This is a genomic window from Pseudomonas sp. YL2 (assembly GCF_023063025.1).
In the GTDB taxonomy this organism is placed as follows: Bacteria; Pseudomonadota; Gammaproteobacteria; order Pseudomonadales; family Pseudomonadaceae; genus Aquipseudomonas; species Aquipseudomonas putida_A.
In genome coordinates, this window is the sequence record NZ_JAJSLU010000019.1 from 58,074 (window position 1) to 79,179 (window position 21,106).

Consider the following 21,106-nt stretch of genomic DNA (forward strand, 5'->3'; position numbering starts at 1 on the left):
TAAAACCTCATCAAACTCTTCAGGCGCATATCACTGCGGGTTGGCACGGGTGCTGGAAAGCAACGACTTCAGGTTGGCAGCCTTCGGCTTGACCAGCCAGAAACGACGCAGGTAGTCATCGAGGTTCTCGGCGAGCTCACGACCCCACTCGCTGTCGGTTTCCGCGACGTACTCGTTCAGCACGTTCTGCAGGTGGCTGCGATAGGCTTCCATCGCCTCGCCGCTGATCCGCTGGATTTCCACCAGTTCGTGGTTGACCCGGTCAACGAAGGTGTTGTCCTGGTCGAGCACGTAGGCGAAACCGCCGGTCATGCCAGAGCCGAAGTTGTAACCGGTCTTGCCCAGAACGCAGACAAAACCACCGGTCATGTACTCACAGCAGTGATCGCCAGTGCCTTCCACAACCGTGTGGGCACCGGAGTTGCGCACGGCGAAACGCTCGCCTGCGGTGCCGGCGGCGAACAGCTTGCCGCCCGTGGCGCCGTACAGGCAGGTGTTGCCGATGATGGCGCTTTCCTGAGTCTTATAAACGCTGCCCTTCGGCGGCACGATGGTCAGCTTGCCACCGGTCATGCCTTTGCCGACGTAGTCGTTGGCGTCGCCTTCCAGGTACATGTTCAGACCGCCGGCGTTCCACACGCCGAAGCTCTGACCCGCAGTGCCCTTGAAGCGGAAGGTGATTGGCGCTTTGGCCATGCCCTGGTTGCCGTGCTTGCGCGCGATTTCGCCGGAGATCCGTGCGCCGATCGAACGGTCGCAGTTGCAGATGTCCAGATCGAACTCGGCGCCGCTGAGGTCGTTGATCGCCGACGTCGCCATCTCGACCATTTTCTCGGCCAGCAGGCCCTGGTCAAACGGTGGGTTGCGCTCGACGCCGCAGAACTGAGGCTTGTCCGCCGGGATGTGGTCGCTGCCCAGCAGCGGAGTCAGATCCAGGTGATGCTGCTTGGCGGTCTGGCCTTCGAGGATTTCCAGCAGATCGGTACGGCCGATCAGCTCTTCGAGGGAACGCACGCCCAGCTTGGCCAGCCACTCACGGGTTTCTTCGGCGACGTAGGTGAAGAAATTCACCACCATGTCGACGGTGCCGATGTAGTGATCCTTGCGCAGCTTCTCGTTCTGGGTCGCGACGCCGGTGGCGCAGTTGTTCAGGTGGCAGATACGCAGGTATTTGCAGCCCAGCGCGATCATCGGCGCGGTGCCGAAGCCGAAGCTTTCAGCGCCGAGGATGGCTGCCTTGATCACGTCGAGGCCGGTTTTCAGGCCGCCGTCGGTCTGGACCCGAACCTTGCCGCGCAGGTCGTTGCCGCGCAGGGTCTGGTGGGTTTCGGCCAGGCCGAGTTCCCACGGTGCACCCGCGTATTTGATCGAGGTCAGCGGCGAAGCACCGGTGCCACCGTCGTAACCGGAGATAGTGATCAAGTCCGCATAGGCCTTGGCCACACCGGCGGCGATGGTGCCGACGCCTGCTTCAGCCACGAGTTTCACCGAGACCAGCGCCTTCGGGTTGACCTGTTTCAGGTCGAAGATCAGCTGCGACAAGTCTTCGATGGAATAGATGTCGTGGTGCGGCGGTGGCGAAATCAGGGTCACGCCCGGTACTGCGTAACGCAGTTTGGCGATCAACCCGTTCACTTTACCGCCCGGCAGTTGCCCGCCCTCGCCCGGCTTGGCGCCCTGGGCGACCTTGATTTGCAGCACTTCGGCGTTGACCAGGTATTCCGGGGTCACGCCGAAACGGCCGGTCGCAACCTGCTTGATTTTCGAGCTCTTGATGGTGCCGTAGCGTGCCGGGTCTTCGCCGCCTTCGCCGGAGTTGGAACGCGCACCGAGGCGGTTCATGGCTTCGGCCAGGGCTTCGTGAGCTTCCGGCGACAGGGCGCCCAGCGAGATACCGGCGGAGTCGAAGCGCTTGAGCACCGATTCCAGCGGTTCGATTTCACTGATGTCCAGCGGCGTATCGAGGGTCTTGACCTTGAACAGGTCGCGGATCATCGACACCGGACGGTTGTCCACCAGCGAGGTGTATTCCTTGAATTTGGCGTAGTCGCCCTGCTGCACGGCGGCTTGCAGGGTGTTGACCACGTCCGGGTTGTACGCGTGATATTCGCCACCGTGGACGAACTTCAGCAGACCGCCCTGCTGGATCGGCTTGCGCGGACTCCAGGCTTCGGTGGCCAGTGCTTTCTGCTCGGCTTCGATGTCGACGAAACGCGCACCCTTGATGCGGCTCGGCACGCCACGGAAGCTCAGCTCGCAAACTTCCTCGGACAGGCCGATGGCTTCGAACAACTGAGCACCGCGATACGACGCGATGGTCGAAATGCCCATCTTCGACAGGATCTTCAACAGGCCTTTGGTGATGCCTTTACGGTAGTTCTTGAACACCTCGTAGAGGTCGCCCAGTACTTCACCGGTACGGATCAGGTCGCCCAGCACTTCGTACGCGAGGAACGGATAGACCGCCGAGGCGCCGAAGCCGATCAGCACGGCGAAGTGATGCGGATCGCGTGCGGTGGCGGTTTCAACCAGGATGTTGGAGTCGCAGCGCAGGCCTTTTTCGGTCAGACGGTGGTGCACCGCGCCGGTGGCGAGCGAAGCGTGGATCGGCAGTTTGCCCGGGGCGATATGACGGTCGCTCAGAACGATCTGGGTACGACCGGCACGCACGGCTTCTTCAGCCTGATCGGCGACGTTGCGGATCGCCGCTTCGAGGCCGACGCTTTCGTCGTAGTTGAGGTCGATGATCTGCCGCTCGAAACCCGGGCGGTCGAGGTTCATCAGCGAGCGCCACTTGGCCGGCGAGATCACTGGCGAGCTGAGGATCACGCGCGAGGCGTGCTCCGGCGATTCCTGGAAGATGTTGCGCTCGGCACCGAGGCAGATCTCCAGCGACATCACGATCGCTTCACGCAGCGGGTCGATCGGCGGGTTGGTGACCTGCGCGAACTGCTGGCGGAAATAGTCGTACGGCGTGCGCACACGCTGCGACAGCACGGCCATCGGCGTGTCGTCGCCCATCGAGCCGACGGCTTCGTAGCCTTGTTCGCCAAGCGGACGCAGTACCTGATCGCGCTCTTCAAACGTGACCTGATACATCTTCATGTATTGCTTGAGCTGATCGACATCGTAGAACGCCGAACCGTGGTCGTTGTCTTCCATGGTCGCCTGGATGCGCAGGGCATTCTTGCGCAACCATTGCTTGTACGGATGACGGGATTTCAGACGGTTGTCGATTGCGTCGGTGTCGAGGATCTGCCCGGTTTCGGTGTCCACGGCGAGGATCTGCCCCGGACCGACACGGCCCTTGGCAATCACGTCCTCTGGCTGGTAGTTCCAGACGCCGATTTCCGAGGCAACGGTGATGAAACCGTTGGTGGTAGTAACCCAGCGTGCCGGACGCAGACCGTTACGATCGAGCAGGCACACCGCGTAACGACCATCGGTCATTACCACGCCGGCCGGGCCGTCCCACGGTTCCATGTGCATCGAGTTGTACTCGTAGAACGCACGCAGATCCGGGTCCATGGTTTCAACGTTCTGCCACGCTGGCGGAATGATCATCCGCACGCCACGGAACAGGTCGATGCCACCGGTGACCATCAGTTCGAGCATGTTGTCCATGCTCGAGGAGTCGGAACCGACACGGTTGACCAGCGGGCCGAGCTCTTCCAGATCCATCAGATCGTTGGTGAACTTGGTCCGACGGGCCTGCGCCCAGTTACGGTTACCGGTAATGGTGTTGATCTCACCGTTGTGGGCGAGGAAGCGGAATGGCTGGGCCAGCGGCCATTTCGGCAAGGTGTTGGTAGAGAAGCGCTGGTGGAACACGCAGATCGCGGTTTGCAGGCGCTGGTCACCCAGGTCCGGATAGAACGCGGCCAGGTCGGCCGGCATCATCAGGCCTTTATAGATGATGGTCTTGTGCGAAAAGCTGCAGATGTAGTGGTCGGTGTCGGCGGCGTTGGCCACCGACGAGCGACGACGGGCGCTGAATAGCTTGACCGCCATGTCCTGATCGCTCAGGCCTTCACCGCCGATGTACACCTGCTCGATCTGCGGCAGGCGCTCGAGGGCCAGTCGGCCGAGGACGCTGGTGTCGATCGGCACTTTGCGCCAGCCGATCAGTTGCAGGCCTTCAGCGAGGATCTCGCGGTTCATGTTCTCGCGAGCGGCTTCGGCCTTGGCCGGATCCTGGTTGAAGAAGACCATGCCCACGGCATATTGCTTGGGCAGCTCGACGCTGAAGTTTTCCTGGGCAATCGCCCGCAGGAACGCGTCAGGCTTTTGAATCAGCAGACCGCAACCGTCACCGGTCTTGCCGTCGGCATTAATCCCACCGCGGTGGGTCATGCAGGTCAGGGCCTCGATGGCCGTTTGCAAAAGGGTATGACTGGGCTCGCCCTGCATATGGGCTATCAGGCCGAAACCGCAGTTATCCTTGAATTCATCTGGTTGGTACAGACCTGCTTTCATAGACACTTTCTCACCAGGCTGCCTCTTTACGAGGCAAATTTCTTTTCAATTCAACCACTTGCTTGCCGCGCCGAACGTACGCCGGCTTTGCGGGGGCAAAAGGGTGGTCATTGTACACAGCGACACAGAGGCTCACAAATTTGACGACGAAATGTCGCAAATTCATGTCGCATTTGTGAAAGGTTTAAAGCGATCTGCTGTGCTAGTCAAAACTTTTTTAATTTTGACTGCAACGACTCAAAGACTACTGTGACGCAGACACCACAAGGCACGCGACCTGGAAGGAAGCGCGCACTCGTAGAAATTTTGAGGTGCTTGGAGAGGCGGCCTGGGTAAGGCCGCCGAATCTTCAGCGAGTTGTTGCCAGTTCCTGTTGGACGCTGGCGACAGTGCGAGGCCAAGGTTTACCAGCCTGAACCTTCGCTGGCAAGGCCTTGATGGCAGAAACGGCTGCATCACGATTGGCGAAGTTGCCGTAGGTGATCACGTAAAGCGGCTTGCCGTTAAGGACTTTCTTGAAATAACGGTACTCGCCGCCCTGTTCCTTGACGAAGTTCTGTGCGGTCGCTTCGGAGCTGGTGCCGAGGATCTGCACCACGTAATTGCTGGTCGGCTGACCGGCGTACCAGCTGCCACCGGCAGCCTTGGCCACGGTAACCGGCTTCTCGGCCGGTTTGGCAGCCGCAACAGGCTTGGCCGGGGCCGGAGCCGGCTTGGCCGCTGGCGCTGCCGGAGCAGGCTTGGCGGTGGCGACCTGAGTCGGTGCCGGGGTCGGCTTGGCCGCGGGTGCCGGAACCGGGGTTGGCGCCGGGCCAGCCGGAACACCTGCCGGTGGTGCGGAAGTCGTTACGGTCGGCGGTGTTGCGCTGGAGCCTTCGACAGGCACGCCGTCGTCACCTTCAGTGATGCCACCCGCAGCTTCAGCCAACGGGCCGCGCATCACCGGCTGCGAGTTGCCGACCAGCGGCAGCGGCATCGGCTGGGTATTGCCGGCGAACTCGACGTTCGGTGCGCCGCCATTGGCGCCTTGGCCCAATGGCAGTTGTGCCTGTTCGTTGGCAGGTGCGCCGGTGGTTGGCGCCTTGTTGCGACCCGGCATCAGCCAGGCGGCGGCGACCGCGACCACAACGACGGCGGAAATCGCCAATACGTGTTTCTTCGGCATGTTGAACCCCATACTTGGACGCTTGACCGCAGAGCGGCTGGCAATCATGACTTCGATCAGTGCATCGCGAGCGACCTGGTTGATGTTACCAGGCCAACCCTCGGCGCTTTCGTGAATCTCAGAGATCTGATCCGCGGTGAAAAGTTCGACACCCCGGCCCGCACCTTCGAGCCGTTGGTCGAGATATTCGCGGGTCTCTTCTTCGGTATACGGCTGCAGTTCGATGACGTGGAAGCGCTCTTCCTCGAGGTGCAAGGCCTCCAGTTGCGCGATCAGCGACGACTCACCGAACAGGAACACATGCGGGCGACCTTCCGGTGCACCGGCCCCTAGCGCCATCAGCGCTTCGAGCGCGGATTCGTCGAGCTGCTCGGCGTCATCCACCAGCAGATAGACCTCCTGGCCGGTAAGCGCGAGCTGCACCACCTGATCCAGAATCGCGCCAACTTCGGCCTGAGCCACGTTCAGTGCCTGAGCCACCTGACGCAGCACGCCGGCGGCATCGCCAGCTCCACGGGCCGACACGACAACGCTTTGTACCGATTGCTTGTTGGTGCTGGCCACCAGCGCCTGACGCAGCAAGGTCTTGCCGCTGCCCTGCGGGCCGGTGACCACCAGCAGCAACTGGCTGTAACGCGCCAGGTGGTGCAATTGCCCCAGCACCGGTTTGCGCTGGGCCGGGAAGAATTTGAAGCCCGGCACCCGCGGCGCGAAAGGGTCGTGACTTAACTGGAAATGGCCGAGGAACGCCTCGTCGGCATGCAAACTAGTCATCGGAATCTTATTAACCTTTAAGCTGAGCCAGAGCGCGGTAATCCGCTCCCAGCGTGGCCTGTAGAACCTCTTTCGGATAATCGGCGGTCACCACCGCTTCGCCCATCCGGCGCAGCAGCACCAGGCGCAGACGACCGTCGATCACTTTTTTATCAATTGCCATATGTTCGAGAAAATCGGCTTCGGTCATTTCTTCCGGCGGAATCACCGGCAGACCGGCACGCTGGAACAGACGAATGCCGCGATCACGTTCCTGCTCGCTGATCCAGCCCAGACGCGCGGACATCTCCAGCGCCATCACGGTGCCAGCGGCCACCGCCTCACCATGCAACCAGACACCATAGCCCATGTGGGTCTCGATGGCGTGGCCGAAGGTGTGGCCGAGGTTGAGCGTGGCGCGCACTCCGGTTTCCTTCTCATCGGCACCGACCACTGCCGCCTTGGCCGCGCAGGAACGCTCGATGGCGTAGGTCAGGGCCTTCTGGTCCAGCGCGCGCAGAGCGTCGACGTTGTCTTCGAGCCAGGCCAGGAACGGCTCGTCGCAGATCAGACCGTACTTGATGACTTCGGCCAGACCGGCGGACAGTTCACGCTCCGGCAGGGTTTTCAGCGATGCAGTATCGATCAGCACCACGTTCGGCTGATAGAACGCGCCGACCATGTTCTTGCCCAGCGGATGGTTGATACCGGTCTTGCCGCCCACCGACGAATCGACCTGGGACAGCAGCGTGGTAGGAATCTGGATGAAATCGACACCGCGCTGGTAGCAGGCGGCGGCAAAACCGGCCATGTCACCGATGACACCGCCGCCGAGGGCGATGATCGTGGTGCGGCGGTCGTGACGGGCAGTCAGCAGGCCGTCGAAGATCAGTTGCAGGGTTTCCCAGTTCTTGAAGGCTTCGCCGTCCGGCAGCACCACCGAGATCACCGAGAACTGCGCAAGGCTGCGGGTCAGACGTTCGAGATAGAGCGGCGCAACGGTCTCGTTGGAGATGATTGCCACTTGCCGCCCATGGATATGCGGCGCCAGCAACTCGGGCTGATCCAACAAACCTTCGCCAATATGAATCGGGTAGCTGCGCTCGCCTAGATCGACCTTGAGTGTCTGCATGTGTCCCCACAGTGAAGATGGAAGCAGGCGTCCTGCCCTGAATTATTGGTTGTCTGCGGCCTATAGCGAATCTGACGCCGCTCGCACGCCATCCGCCACAACCTCGGCGGCTGTGACAGGACGCCGAGGATAGCGCATTTCCGGCGGCGCTTTAACGGGGTGGCAGCTGCGCCAGACGGTCGAGAATGTCGAGCACCACCATGCGCGGTGGCCGTTCGTCGGTTTCCACCACCAGATCGGCGATCTCCCGATAAAGCGGATCGCGGATCTCGAGCAGGTCTCGCAGGGTTTTCGCCGGATCGGCGGTGCGCAGCAAAGGACGATTGCGATCGCGCGACGTACGCCCGACCTGCTGCTCGACGGAGGCATGCAGATACACCACCCGTCCGCCCGCGTGCAGGGCCTTGCGGTTGGCATCACGCATCACCGCGCCGCCGCCGGTCGCCAGCACCACGCCGTCGAACGCGCACAGCTCGGCGATCATCGCCTGCTCACGGTCACGAAAGCCGGGCTCGCCTTCCTTGTCGAAGATCCACGGGATATTGGCGCCCGTGCGCAGTTCAATTTCCTTGTCGGAATCTTTGAACGGCAGGCGCAGCTCTTTGGCCAGCAACCGGCCGATGGTGCTTTTTCCAGCGCCCATCGGTCCTACAAGAATCAAATTTCGCACAGAATCAACGACTCACAGCAATCGCCTGGTTATTCATGATACGCGGAGTGAGAAATACCAGCAGCTCGGATTTTTTCTCCGAAACCACATCACGCCGGAAAAGGCGGCCAAGATACGGCACATCGCCAAGAAATGGCACCTTATCTACGACCTTGCTTTGAGTATTTGAGAAAACGCCCCCGATCACGATGGTCTCGCCGTCGTTCACCAGCACCTTGGCGTTGACCTCGTTCTTCTTGATCGGCGGTACATCCTGCACTTTGTTCAGGTAGTCCGGTTCGTCCTTGGTGACCTTGACCTCCATGATGATGCGGTTGTCGGGGGTGATCTGCGGCGTCACTTCCAGCGACAGCGAAGCCTCCTTGAACGACACCGACGTCGCACCGCTGGAGCTGGCTTCCTGATACGGAATCTCGGTGCCCTTGAGGATCTTCGCCGTCTCTTTGTCGGAGGTGACCACTTTGGGCTGCGAGACGATCTCACCGTTGCCGGTCTTCTCCATGGCGGTCAGCTCAAGATCGAGCAGCACATTGTCGGTAATGAAGGCGATGCCGATCCCCGAGGTATTACCCACCGTGCCCATGTCGACGAACGGCGAGTTGGTACTGGTGCTGCCCGGTGTGCCAATGGTGGTCGAGGTGCCGTTACTGACCCCCGAGGTGTTCCAGTTGCCCTTGTTCTGGATCGAACCGCCCCAGCGCACGCCCAGACTCTTGTCGTAATCGACGTTGGCCTCGACGATCCGCGCCTCGATCATCACCTGGCGCACCGGAATATCCAGTTGCGCCACGATCCGCCGCAGTTCGTCGAGGCGATCCTGGGTCTGGTAGGCAATGATGTTGTTGGTGCGCTCATCGACGGTAATCGAGCCACGCTCGTCGATTTTCGCCTCGGCGCTGGTCACCGACTGGAACAGCTTGGCGATGTCCGCGGCCTTGGCGTAATTCACTTGCAGCAGTTCGCGGCGCAGCGGCGCCAGTTCGGCGATCTGTTTCTGCGACTCCAGCTCCTGGCGTTCACGGGCGGCGATTTCGTCGGCCGGCGCCACCAGCAACACGTTGCCGATCTTGCGCTTGTCCAGCCCTTTGGTTTTCAACACAAGATCAAGCGCCTGATCCCACGGCACGTTCTGCAGACGCAGGGTGATCCCGCCCTGCACCGTATCGCTGGCCACCAGATTGAGGTTGGTAAAGTCGGCGATCAGTTGCAGCACCGAACGCACGTCGATGTCCTGGAAATTCAGCGAAAGCTTTTCGCCGCTGTAGCTGTTGCGGTCAGCGTTGCGCTTTTGCAGGTCATCGACCGTCATCGGGCGAATACTGACGGTCAGTTTGTTGTCGGTCTGGTAGGTGGAATAGTCGAACGTACCGCTGGGTTCGACGGTGATGACCGCACGATCACCGGTGGCGGCAGCGTTGACGAACTGCACCGGCGTGGCGAAGTCCTTGACGTCGAGGCGCACCCGCAGCCTGTCGGGCAACTGCGTGCGGGCGAAGCTGAGGATGATCTTTCCGTCATGCTCCTGGATGTCCGGGGCGATGGTCGGATCCGACAGGTCGATGACGACGTTGCCCTCTCCCGCGGTGCCACGCTGGAAGTCGACGCCACGAATGGTTTTGGCGACGGGGGTATAAGCCTTCGCCGGCGCTGGAGCCGCGACCGGTCGTGGTGCAGCAGTGGCTGGCCGTGGTGCAGCAGGCTTGGCGCCCTGCCCGACCACCACGAACAGATTGTTGCCCTCGACCCGTGAGGTGTAGGGCGTCAGTTGCGTCAGATTGATGATCAGGCGCGTGCGGTCGTTGGCTTCCACCACTGTGGCGGTTCGCGCGTTACCGCTGCCCAGATCGCGGGTCTTGCTCGTCAGTTGGCTGGCGACACCCGGCAGATCCAGGGCGATTCGCGCCGGCGATTCGGTGGTGTAGCCCTTGGGTTGCGGTGGCGGGCTGTCGAACGACAGCTTCAACTCGATGCGATCACCCGGTAACGCCGCGACATCCAGCGTCTTGAGGCTGGCCGCCTGAACCATCGGTGAAAGCAGCGCTATCCATAGCGAAAAACCGAGGGTGGAGAAAATCCTGTTCATTGTTCGACTTCCACTATGAGTGCTCTTTCAAAGGAATGGTGCGCGGACGTTCCAGCCAGGCGCCTTCGCCGTCGGGCACGATCTCGACCACATCGACCTGAGTGGCGCTGATGGCGACAATGCGCCCGTCGTTGCGCCCCAGGTAGTCGCCGACTTTCAACCGATGCACTGCACCCGCCCCGCGCAGCAAGGCGAAGGAGCCGCTGGCATTGGAGATCGTGCCGACCATTTCAAACTGCTCGATGTTGAAACCTTCGAGGTATTGCTTGACCCGGTTGGGGTCGGGTTTGACGTTGCGCGAGCCACGCTGCTGCCCGGCCAGATCGACGCGCACCTGGCGCGAGAACGGGTTGCGCAGGTTGGCCGCGCTGTAGGTAAAGGTGGGATAGGAATGAAAGGTCGGCGTCGGCTCGATCCGGCCGGCCGGGCGCAGACGCACTTCGTTCATGTAGGCGTCGAGGTCGCTGAATTCGTCACTGCTGCCGCAACCACTGAGGCCGAGCACCAGCACTGACAGGGCGAAATAACGGATCGGGGTCATTTGTCCAACCCCTTGTCGTTATAGCGGTAGGTCTTGGCGAGGATGCTCATGCGCAGCTTCGTCCCGCCGTCGGGATTGGCCGGTGCCAGTTCGAAATCGTGCAAGGTGACGATCCGTGGCAACCCGGCGACGCCACTGACGAAGGTCGCGAGGTCGTGGTAAGCCCCGGTGACAGTGATCTGGATCGGCAGCTCGATGTAGAACGGCTGGGTCACCTCCGGCAGCAGCTTGATCTCTTCGAATTCAAGACCGCTGCCCAGCCCGGTACGGGTAATGTCTTCGAGCAATCCCGGGACTTCGGTGTCGCTGGGCAACTGCCGCAGGAGCACGCCGAAGGAGTTCTCCATCTCCTTCATCTGCTGGGTGTACAGCTCCAGGTTGGCGGCCATGTGCGCCTTGCTGGCGAACTGCTCCTTCAAGGTGTCCTCTTCCTGACGCTTGGCTTCCAGCTGGTTTTCCACGTCGCTGATGAAAAAGTTATAGCCAAGCGCCAACACCAGCACCGCCAGCAACGCTCCCGCGATGGTTTTCACCGCGGCCGGCCAGGAGCCGATATTGCTGGTGTCCAGATCGTTGAAGTCAATATTGCGCAGATTTTGCAGCCATTCGGACGGCTTCATTTGTCGCCCTCCGTCGCGGCTGGCTGGGTCTGACGCACGGTCAGCTGAAAGACGTTGGCCTGATCCACCTGACCGGCAGTCGTCGCTTTCACTTCATTAAGACTCGGCGCATCGAACCAGTCGGAAGCATCCAGATTGCGCATCAGCTCCGAAACGCGGTTGTTCGACTCCGCCGCGCCGCTGATCGACAGCGTCTTGCCGAGCAATTTCACGCTGGTGAAATACACCCCGTCCGGCAGCGTGCGCGCCAGTTGGTCGAAGATCCGCCCGCTGATCTGCCGGTTGCCCTGCAAGTCCTGGATGATGCGCATGCGCTCGACCAGTTGCTGGCGCCGTGCCTTGAGTTCGCTGATCTGCTTGATCCGTTCGTCGACCACGGCGATCTGTTTGCCAATGTAGTCATTGCGTGCTGTCTGCCGCTCGATGGCGGTGCCGACGATCTGATCGGCGATGAACACCGCGCCCACCGAGCCGACGAAGACCCCGATCAGAATCAGCAGAAAGCGTTTGCGCCGCTCTTCGCGGCGCTCTTCACGCCAGGGGAGAAGGTTGATCCGCGCCATCAGTCGAAACTCCTGAGCGCGAGCCCGCAGGCAATCATCAGGGCCGGCGCGTCACTGGCCAGGGCCCCGGCGTTGACCTTGCTGCTCAAGGCCATGTCGGAAAACGGGTTGGCGACCTGGGTCGGGGTGCCCAGACGCTGTTCGATCAGCCGATCCAGCCCCGGCACCGAGGCGGTGCCGCCGGCCAACAGGATGTGATCGACGGCGTTGTACTGCCCGGAGGCAAAGAAGAACTGCAACGAGCGCGAGACCTGCTGCACCAGAGCATCACGGAACGGTTGCAATACCTCGCTGACATAGTCGTCCGGCAGACCGCCCTGCTTTTTCGCCAGCCCGGCCTGCTCGACAGTCAGGCCGTAGCGGCGCTGGATTTCCTCGGTCAGTTGCCGGCCACCGAACAGTTGCTCGCGGGTATAGATGATGCGGCCGTTATGCAGGACGCTGAGGGTAGTCATGGTCGCGCCGATGTCCACCACCGCCACGGTCAGGCGTTCCTGCGAGGCTGCCAGTTGAGTGGCGAGCAGACCGAACGAGCGCTCTAGCGCATAGGCCTCGACATCGACCACGCGCGCGGTCAGCCCGGCCAGCGCCAGCGCCGCTTCGCGGACTTCGACGTTTTCCTTGCGACAGGCGGCCAGCAGCACGCTGACCCGCTCCGGGTTGCGCGGCGACACGCCCTGGACTTCGAAATCGATGGCGACTTCGTCCAGTGGATAGGGAATGTATTGGTCGGCTTCGATCTTGAGCTGGTTTTCCAGCTCGTCATCGGTCAGCCCGGCGTCCATCTCGATGATCTTGGTGATCACCGCAGAACCGGCCACCGCCACCGCCACGCTCTTGAGCCCGGTGCGTGCCTTGACCAGCACCCGGGACAAGGCGTGGCCCACGCCTTCGAGCTCGGCGATATTCTTTTCGACCACGGCGTTGGGCGGCAGCGGCTCTACCGCGTAGGCCTCGACCCGGTAGCGGTCGCCCTGACGGCTCAACTCCAGCAGCTTCACCGAAGTGGAGCTGATGTCGATCCCCAGTAACGTATTGGTCTTTTTCTTGAAGAGTCCCAGCACTACCAATTCCCTATGACTTTCCGTGAGTTACGGACTCTGTAATACGCATTGCGTTCCTTCACCCCGTCTTGACAGAAGCGCAAATGACGCCCCCAGCAGAAAAGTGCTTATAATGCCCAGCGTTTTTTTCCGCTTTTTACTGCCGGCCCAGGTTGTTCTGTGTGTTACCGGAACCCTGTCGCCCAATTCATTCTTTGCCCTGGATGTTCAAAAGCCTTGATTCGTCTGCTGAAATTTTTCGGTTGGTCCATCGTCGCCGTTTTCTGCGGACTGCTTTTAGGTCTCAGCGGCGCGTTTCTTTACCTTAGTCCGGGTTTGCCGTCTGTGGAGGCGCTGAGAAGCATTCAGTTGCAGATTCCGCTCCGGGTCTACAGCAGCGACAACAAATTGATCGCAGAATTTGGCGAAATGCGCCGTACTCCGATCCGTTTCGCCGACATTCCACCCAATTTCATTAATGCGTTACTAAGTGCTGAAGACGACAATTTCGCCAACCACTATGGCGTCGATCCGAGCAGCCTGATGCGTGCCGCGACCCAACTGGTGAAAAGCGGGCACATTCAGTCCGGCGGCAGCACCATCACCATGCAGGTGGCGAAGAACTTCTTCCTGACCAGCGAACGCAGCTTCTCGCGCAAAACCACCGAGATTCTTCTGGCCCTGCAGATCGAGCGGCAGTTGACCAAGGACGAGATCCTCGAGCTGTACGTGAACAAGATTTATCTGGGTAACCGCGCCTACGGCATCGAGGCGGCGGCGCAGGTGTATTACGGTAAGTCGATCCGCGACGTCAGCCTGGCGCAGATGGCGATGATCGCCGGCCTGCCGAAAGCCCCGTCGCGCTTCAACCCGCTGGCCAACCCGGCGCGCAGCAAGGAGCGTCGCGACTGGATTCTCGGACGCATGTACAAGCTCGGGAAGATTTCCGAGGCTGACTACACCGCCGCGATCAACGAGCCGCTGAACGCCAGCTATCACGTGCCGACCCCGGAAGTGAACGCACCGTACATCGCCGAAATGGCCCGTGCCGAAATGGTCGGTCGCTATGGCAGCGACGCTTACACCGAAGGTTTCCGCGTCACCACCACGGTGCCGAGCAACCTGCAGGAAATGGCCAACACCGCGCTGCACGAAGGCTTGATGACCTACGATCAGCGCCATGGCTACCGCGGACCCGAGTCGCGCCTGCCGGGCAAGACTCACGAAGCCTGGGCGACCGAGCTGACCAAGCAGCGCACCATCAGCAGCCTGGAGCCGGCCATCGTCACCCAGGTCGACAAGAATGGCTTGCAGGTGCTGACCCGTACCGGCGAAGAGCACGTCGCCTGGGACACCATGAAATGGGCGCGGCCGTTCCTCAACACCAACAGCATGGGCGCCGCACCGCGTCAGCCGTCGGATGTGGCGCAGGTCGGCGACCTGATTCGCGTGCAGCGTCAGCCGAACAATTCGCTGAAATTCAGCCAGATCCCGCAGGCGCAAGGCGCGCTGGTATCGCTGGATCCGCAGAACGGCGCGATTCGCTCGCTGGTCGGTGGTTTCGCCTTCGAGCAGAGCAACTACAACCGCGCCCTGCAGGCCAAGCGTCAGCCGGGTTCGAGTTTCAAGCCGTTCGTCTACAGCGCTGCGCTGGACAGCGGTTACACCGCCGCGACCCTGGTCAACGACGCGCCGATCGTGTTCGTCGACGAGTACCTGGACAAAGTCTGGCGGCCGAAGAACGACACCAACACCTTCCTCGGCCCGATCCGTCTGCGCGAGGCGCTGTACAAGTCGCGTAACCTGGTGTCGATCCGTCTGCTGCAGGCGATGGGTGTGGGCAAGACCATCGACTACATCACCCGCTTCGGCTTCAACAAGCAGGACCTGCCGCCGAACCTGTCGCTGGCGCTGGGCACCGCGACCCTGACCCCGATGGAGATCGCTACCGGCTGGAGCACCTTCGCCAACGGCGGCTACAAGATCACCCCGTACATCATCGACAAGATCGAAAGCCGCAACGGTGACACGCTGTTCGTCGCCAACCCGCCGACCGTGCCACAGGGTGGCTCGGCGACCGATGGCCTTGCCGCGCCGGAGTCTCAGCCGATCACCGTCAACGCCGCTCCGGTTCCGGGTGAAGCACCGGGCGCTGCCGCCGCGCCACAAGCGCCGGCCGTGGCTGAGCGGATCGTCGATGGCCGCACCACGTACATCCTCAACAGCATGCTGCAGGACGTGATCAAGCTCGGCACCGGGCGCCGCGCACTGGCCATGGGTCGCAGCGATATCGCGGGCAAGACCGGTACCACCAACGAATCGAAGGATGCATGGTTCTCCGGTTACAACGCCGATTACGTGACCACCGTGTGGACCGGCTTCGACCAGCCGGAAAGCCTCGGTCGCCGCGAGTTCGGTGGCACCGTGGCGTTGCCGATCTGGATGAACTACATGTCTGCCGCGCTCAAGGACAAGCCGCCGCACGTACAGCCTGAGCCGGAAGGCATTCTCAGCCTGCGGGTGGATCCGGTCAGCGGTCGTGCGGCAACGCCGAGCACGCCGGGCGCCTACTTCGAGCTGTTCAAGTCCGAAGACACGCCGCCCTCGGTGAATGAGCTGGGCAACGGCGCCGTACCGGGCAGTCCGCTGCCGGCGGATGAGCAGGCGCCGATCGATCTGTTCTGATCAATGCGCCCCAAAAAGCCCCGCCTTCGAAAGAAGTGCGGGGCTTTTTATGCCTGTGATTTTATGTTGTCTGGGCCGGCCTCTTCGCGAGCAAGCCCGCTCCCACAGTGAGCGAGTTGTAGCCACAAAACCTGTGGGAGCGGGCTTGCTCGCGAAGAGGCACTGAAGAACACCACAAATCACACAGGCACAAAAAAGCCCCGACTCTCACAAGCCGGGGCTTTCGTTGAAGCGCTACAACGGCTTAGCCGTTGAACACGTCATCCACGCTTTTCAGCGGGTAGTTCTTCGGATACGGCAGGGTCGCCACACCGGTCTCGATCGCAGCCTTGGCCACAGCGTCGGAGATCAGGGTGATCAGGCGCTTGTCCATTGGCTTCGGAATGATGTACTCACGACCGAATTCCAGCGGCGCACCACCGTAGGCGTCACACACGTCCTGTGGCACTGGCAGTTTGGCCAGTTCGCGCAGGGCGTTGGCCGCAGCCACTTTCATTTCTTCGTTGATGCGCTTGGCGCGAACGTCCAGGGCACCACGGAAGATGAACGGGAAGCCCAGAACGTTGTTGACCTGGTTCGGGTAGTCGGAACGACCGGTGGCCATGATCACGTCGCTGCGGGTGGCGTGTGCCAGCTCCGGGGAGATTTCCGGATCCGGGTTCGAGCAGGCGAAGACGATCGGGTTGGCCGCCATCGACAGCAGGCCTTCAGCGCTCAGCAGGTTCGGGCCGGACAGACCGACGAACACGTCAGCGCCTTTCAGAGCATCAGCCAGGCTGCGCTTGTCGGTGGCGTGAGCGAACACGGCTTTGTACTGGTTCAGGTCATCACGGCCGGAGTGGATCACGCCGGTACGGTCAACCATGAAGATGTTTTCGATTTTTGCGCCCATGCTCACCAGCAACTTCATGCAGGAGATGGCCGCAGCGCCGGCGCCGAGGCAGACGATTTTGGCTTCCGGCAGGGTTTTGCCGGCGATTTCCAGGGCGTTGATCATGCCCGCAGCGGTCACGATCGCGGTGCCGTGCTGGTCATCGTGGAATACCGGAATGTCGCACTGCTCGATCAGAGCACGTTCGATCTCAAAGCACTCAGGCGCCTTGATGTCTTCCAGGTTGATGCCACCGAAGGTGATGGAGATGCGTTTTACGGTGTCGATGAAGGCTTGCGGGCTTTCGGAGTCGACTTCGATGTCGAATACGTCGATGCCGGCGAAGCGCTTGAACAGTACACCTTTACCTTCCATCACTGGCTTGGAGGCCAGTGGGCCGAGGTTACCCAGGCCCAGAATCGCGGTGCCATCGGAAATGACTGCAACCAGGTTGCCCTTGCCGGTGTATTTGTAGGCCAGTTCAGGATCGCGGGCGATCTCACGCACTGGTTCAGCTACGCCGGGGCTGTAGGCCAGCGACAGGTCGCGGGCGGTAGCAGTGGCCTTGGTGAGCTCGACACTCAGCTTCCCTGGACGAGGATTGGCATGATATTCGAGAGCGGCAGTTTTCAGATCAGACATTTTGGCATTCCGCTTTTTACTGTTGGACAGACTGGTCAGCGAGGATACGCGCCTCGCAAAGTCCCCACAAGACTGAGCGGTCACCCCTGTCAAGCGCCCTGTCCTACGACTTTGGGCCAAGAGCCACGGCGCACAAGGGCTTGACTGTTCACAATCGACAGAAAAAATGTCTACAATTTTTCTTCAGTGAGTGTTTTGCAGCATCGACGGATCAGTCAAAGGCAACAACCAACGCGCCTGACCCGGTTTCAACCCGCCACGCCGCGAACGATCAACGACCCAGCCGCGAGCCTCGATCTGCCTGCCCTGCAGCGTCTGCAACCAGGCGTTGTCGAATTGTCTGACGAGATTGGGTGCAACGCGCAGTACAACCGAGTCCTGCAACTCGATCCAGATTCCGCCGCGATTGCGCTGAACCTTGCTCACACGCCCACTGACCACGGCGAAACCCGAAGTGCGGATCTGCTCCGCTTTCAGTACAGGTGACTGGCGCCACAGGCCCCGACCGGCCTGCCGGGCGCTGCGTTCGGCCGCCTGCTGACAGGCCACAAGATCGACATTCGGTGCCACCGCCACCTGAAAACCAAGGCCGTCGGCGAGCATTTGCGCTTCAAGATTGGTGCCGTTGGTGCTGTAGACATGCGCGAGGGTGCGACCGTAATGGTCTTTGGCCTGCTTGCCTGGGAGCAGACCGACCCGACCGCCGCTGTCCGCCACCAGTACTTCAAGGCGTTTACGTGCCGCCACGGCGAAGGGTTCGTCACTGCGGCCCTGCTTGCCCAACTCCGGCGTGTTGAGACCGATCATCCGCACACTGCGCCCATCGCTCAGGCGTAGCGTGTCGCCATCGACCACGCGCTGGACGCTGACGCTGCTGAGGCCGGCAGGCGTGGGGCAAAATGCCTGGGCAGCGGACAGCCAAATCGCGGACACAAAAAAGGCGCCCACAAGGGACGCCTTTTTCATCAGCCTGGAGAAACCGTCGAAGTTTTCCAGAATGACCAATCTTACTTCTTGGCGCCGAAGGCACCGAAACGGTCGGCGAACTTCTGAACGCGGCCACCGGTGTCCAGAGTCTTCTGCTTACCGGTGTAGAACGGGTGGCACTCGTTGCAAACGTCGATCGCCAGGGCTTTGCCGAAGGTCGAACGGGTTTCGAACTTGTTGCCGCAGCTGCAGGTTACTGCAACTTCTGGGTAATTCGGGTGGATATCAGCTTTCATGATGTCTTCCTCAGCTAGCGTGCCGCCACCCAACACTATTGTTGAATACCGCACGTAATTAGGCCGCGGATTCTACCAGACAATGTCAATCGCGCAAGCTGTCCCTGAGACCGACCGTCTGCTAGGCTCCCGGCCCATTGCGCGATTCCCTGTGGGAGCGGGCTTGCTCGCGAATGCGCTGTGTCAGCCAATATTACGGTGCCTGACACACCGCATTCGCGAGCAAGCCCGCTCCCACAATTGATCTGCGTTCGCCCTTCTTTCGTGTTGATAGAGACTCCCCGCGTGCCCGACGCCATTCTGCGCCTCGCCCTGCCTTCGCCCCTGCGCCGCCTGTTCGACTATCGGGCGCCGGCCGGGGTGTTGCGTGCCCAGTTGCAGCCGGGCATGCGCCTGCGGGTGCCGTTCGGGCGGCGGGAGATGGTCGGGATTCTGGTCGAGATCACCGATACCAGCGACGTGCCGCTGGAGAAACTCAAGCCGGCGTTGGCCCTGCTCGATACCGAGCCGCCGCTGCCGCCCGCGCTGTTCAAGCTGTGCCTGTGGACATCGCAGTATTACCAGCACAGCCTCGGCGACACCTTGAGCTGGGCACTGCCGGTATTGCTGCGTCAGGGCGAACCGGCCGAAGCCCGTCAGGAGCGTTTCTGGTCGGTCGCGCCGGGCGCCAGCCTTGATGATCCGCGCATCGCCCGCGCGCCACGGCAACGGGAAGCGCTGGCGACGCTGGCGCAGCACCCGCACGGCGTCGCCCATCAGTTGTTGAGCAAACTGATGTTGAGCAAGGACAGCCTCGACCTGCTGCTGGCCAAGGGCCTGGTGCAGGTGGAGATCCGCCGGCACGCCCCCGGCGTGCGCCATGAACACTGGCTGGCGCAACCGGAACTGCCGCTCAATACCGAACAACGCGCCGCTTACGAAGCGATCCGCGCCGGGTTCGACAGTTATCACGCGTATCTGCTGGCGGGCGTCACCGGCAGCGGCAAGACCGAAGTCTATTTGCAACTGATCCGCGAAACCCTCGAAGCCGGCAAGCAGGCGCTGGTGCTGATCCCGGAGATCAACCTCGGCCCGCAGACCCTGGCGCGTTTCGAGCAGCGCTTCAATGCGCGCATCGCCCTGCTGCATTCGGCGGTCAACGACCGCGAGCGCCTCGACGCCTGGCTCGCTGCCCGCGACGGCGAGGCCGACATTATTATCGGCACTCGCTCGGCGCTGTTCACCCCGATGAAGAACCCGGGGCTGATCATCATCGACGAAGAACACGACGGCTCCTATAAACAGCAGGAAGGCCTGCGCTACCACGCCCGGGATCTGGCACTGGTGCGCGCGCGACAGGAAAACATCCCGATCGTCCTCGGGTCCGCCACGCCTTCACTGGAAAGCCTGCACAACGCCTACACCGGTCGTTATGGCCTGCTGCGTCTCAACGAGCGAGCCGGCGGTGCCAAGCAACCACGGTTCCTGCGGCTGGACGTGAAAAGCCGTCCGCTGGACAGCGGCATTTCCGGGCCGATGCAACAAGCCATCGGCCAGACCCTCGCGGCCGGCCAGCAGGTGCTGGTGTTTCTCAACCGGCGCGGCTTTGCGCCGACGTTGCTGTGCCACGATTGCGGCTGGATGTCCGAGTGCTCACGCTGCGATGCGCGAATGACCGTGCACCAGCGCTACGGCGAACTGCGCTGCCACCACTGTGGCAACGTCGAGCGCACGCCGCGCCAATGCCCCAAGTGCAACAAAGTCGATCTGCGGCCGGTGGGCGCCGGCACCGAACGCGCCGAAGAGCGCCTGGCGATTCTGTTCCCGGACTACCCGGTGCTGCGCGTCGACCGCGACAGCACTTCGCGCAAGGACGCGATGAATCAACTGTTCGCGACGATTCAGAAAGGCCAGCCGTGCATTCTGGTCGGCACGCAAATGCTGGCCAAGGGGCACCACTTCCCCCGGGTTACGCTGGTGTCGATTCTGGATGCTGACGGCGGACTGTTCTCCGGCGACTTCCGTGCCAGCGAGCGCATGGCGCAATTGATCGTGCAGGTCGCCGGGCGCGCCGGGCGGGCGGAGGAGCCGGGCAAGGTGATCATCCAGACGCACCTGGCAGACCATCCTTTGTTGGTGCAACTGACCGAGCAGGGTTACTTCGCTTTCGCCGAGCAGGCCTTGAGCGAGCGCCGGGCTGCCGGACTGCCACCGTTTTCACACTTGGCCCTGTTGCGTGCCGAAGCGCACAAACCGGGGCAGGCCGAAGGTTTTCTCGATGAGGCATGCAGCGCGGCCGAACGCTTGCTGGTCGAGCAGAATCTGAGCGGCATCGAATTGCTCGGGCCGGTGCCGGCGCCGATGGAGCGCCGAGCCGGTCGCTATCGTGCACAGTTGTTGGTGCAGGCGGCAGCCCGGGCCCCGCTGCATCGGTTGCTCGCCAACTGGTTGCTGGAACTGGAGCAGATGCCGAGCGGGCGGGCGGTGCGCTGGTCGCTGGATGTCGATCCCGTGGATCTGTATTGATCTGAAAATCGCCTTCGCGAGCAAGCCCGCTCCCACAGGGTATGAGCCAGACAAATGAACGCCGCTGATCCATTGTGGGAGCGGGCTTGCTCGCGAAGAGGCCCGAATTGTCACCACATATCCATAAGCTGCCT

Annotated in this window: 14 protein-coding genes; 2 read left to right on the top strand and 12 right to left on the bottom strand. The window is 61.7% G+C overall.

What is annotated here, in order from left to right:
* Positions 1–30 precede the first annotated feature (30 nt).
* The 9 genes from gltB to LVD08_RS23025 form a co-directional block, all read right to left on the bottom strand.
* Positions 31–4,476, bottom strand: coding sequence for a glutamate synthase large subunit (gltB, locus tag LVD08_RS22985; RefSeq protein ID WP_247269346.1), 4,446 nt, complete (start codon positions 4,474–4,476; stop codon positions 31–33).
* Between the two features lie 349 nt (positions 4,477–4,825).
* Entirely contained in the window at positions 4,826–6,415 is a 1,590-nt protein-coding gene (locus tag LVD08_RS22990; protein WP_247269347.1) for an AAA family ATPase, read from the bottom strand.
* A 10-nt stretch (positions 6,416–6,425) separates the two neighbouring features.
* A complete protein-coding gene (gene aroB, locus LVD08_RS22995; protein WP_210556778.1) occupies positions 6,426–7,526 on the bottom strand; it encodes a 3-dehydroquinate synthase in 1,101 nt (366 codons plus the stop codon).
* Between the two features lie 151 nt (positions 7,527–7,677).
* Entirely contained in the window at positions 7,678–8,196 is a 519-nt protein-coding gene (aroK, locus tag LVD08_RS23000; protein WP_027611316.1) for a shikimate kinase AroK, read from the bottom strand.
* 4 nt (positions 8,197–8,200) lie between these two features.
* On the bottom strand, positions 8,201–10,279 hold the full coding sequence (gene pilQ / locus LVD08_RS23005; RefSeq protein ID WP_247269348.1) for a type IV pilus secretin PilQ: 2,079 nt from the start codon (positions 10,277–10,279) through the stop codon (positions 8,201–8,203).
* Positions 10,280–10,292: 13 nt separating this feature from the next.
* The gene (locus tag LVD08_RS23010; RefSeq protein WP_247269349.1) at positions 10,293–10,820 is read right to left on the bottom strand and encodes a pilus assembly protein PilP; all 528 of its coding nucleotides are present in this window, start codon (positions 10,818–10,820) and stop codon (positions 10,293–10,295) included.
* Positions 10,817–11,440: a type 4a pilus biogenesis protein PilO gene (pilO, locus tag LVD08_RS23015; protein WP_247269350.1), complete on the bottom strand. Its 624-nt coding sequence runs from the start codon at positions 11,438–11,440 to the stop codon at positions 10,817–10,819. Before pilO ends, LVD08_RS23010 begins: the two co-directional genes overlap by 4 nt.
* Positions 11,437–12,003: a PilN domain-containing protein gene (locus tag LVD08_RS23020; RefSeq protein WP_027611312.1), complete on the bottom strand. Its 567-nt coding sequence runs from the start codon at positions 12,001–12,003 to the stop codon at positions 11,437–11,439. Before LVD08_RS23020 ends, pilO begins: the two co-directional genes overlap by 4 nt.
* The gene (locus tag LVD08_RS23025; protein WP_096794691.1) at positions 12,003–13,067 is read right to left on the bottom strand and encodes a pilus assembly protein PilM; all 1,065 of its coding nucleotides are present in this window, start codon (positions 13,065–13,067) and stop codon (positions 12,003–12,005) included. The genes LVD08_RS23020 and LVD08_RS23025 overlap by 1 nt, the downstream gene beginning before the upstream one ends.
* Positions 13,068–13,286: 219 nt before the next feature.
* On the opposite strand from LVD08_RS23025, the gene LVD08_RS23030 reads away from it, so the two are divergent.
* A complete protein-coding gene (locus LVD08_RS23030; RefSeq protein WP_409347913.1) occupies positions 13,287–15,731 on the top strand; it encodes a penicillin-binding protein 1A in 2,445 nt (814 codons plus the stop codon).
* 244 nt (positions 15,732–15,975) lie between these two features.
* Here LVD08_RS23030 and LVD08_RS23035 read toward each other — a convergent pair whose 3' ends face one another.
* The 3 genes from LVD08_RS23035 to rpmE form a co-directional block, all read right to left on the bottom strand.
* Positions 15,976–17,244 carry a malic enzyme-like NAD(P)-binding protein gene (locus LVD08_RS23035; protein WP_003220889.1) on the bottom strand — a complete coding sequence of 423 codons (1,269 nt, stop codon included), beginning with the start codon at positions 17,242–17,244 and terminating at the stop codon, positions 15,976–15,978.
* A 183-nt stretch (positions 17,245–17,427) separates the two neighbouring features.
* A complete protein-coding gene (locus tag LVD08_RS23040) occupies positions 17,428–18,210 on the bottom strand; it encodes a thermonuclease family protein (RefSeq protein ID WP_247269369.1) in 783 nt (260 codons plus the stop codon).
* A gap of 41 nt (positions 18,211–18,251) precedes the next feature.
* Positions 18,252–18,467: a 50S ribosomal protein L31 gene (gene rpmE / locus LVD08_RS23045; protein ID WP_007968345.1), complete on the bottom strand. Its 216-nt coding sequence runs from the start codon at positions 18,465–18,467 to the stop codon at positions 18,252–18,254.
* Positions 18,468–18,752: 285 nt separating this feature from the next.
* On the opposite strand from rpmE, the gene LVD08_RS23050 reads away from it, so the two are divergent.
* Entirely contained in the window at positions 18,753–20,972 is a 2,220-nt protein-coding gene (locus LVD08_RS23050; RefSeq protein ID WP_247269351.1) for a primosomal protein N', read from the top strand.
* Positions 20,973–21,106 lie beyond the last annotated feature (134 nt).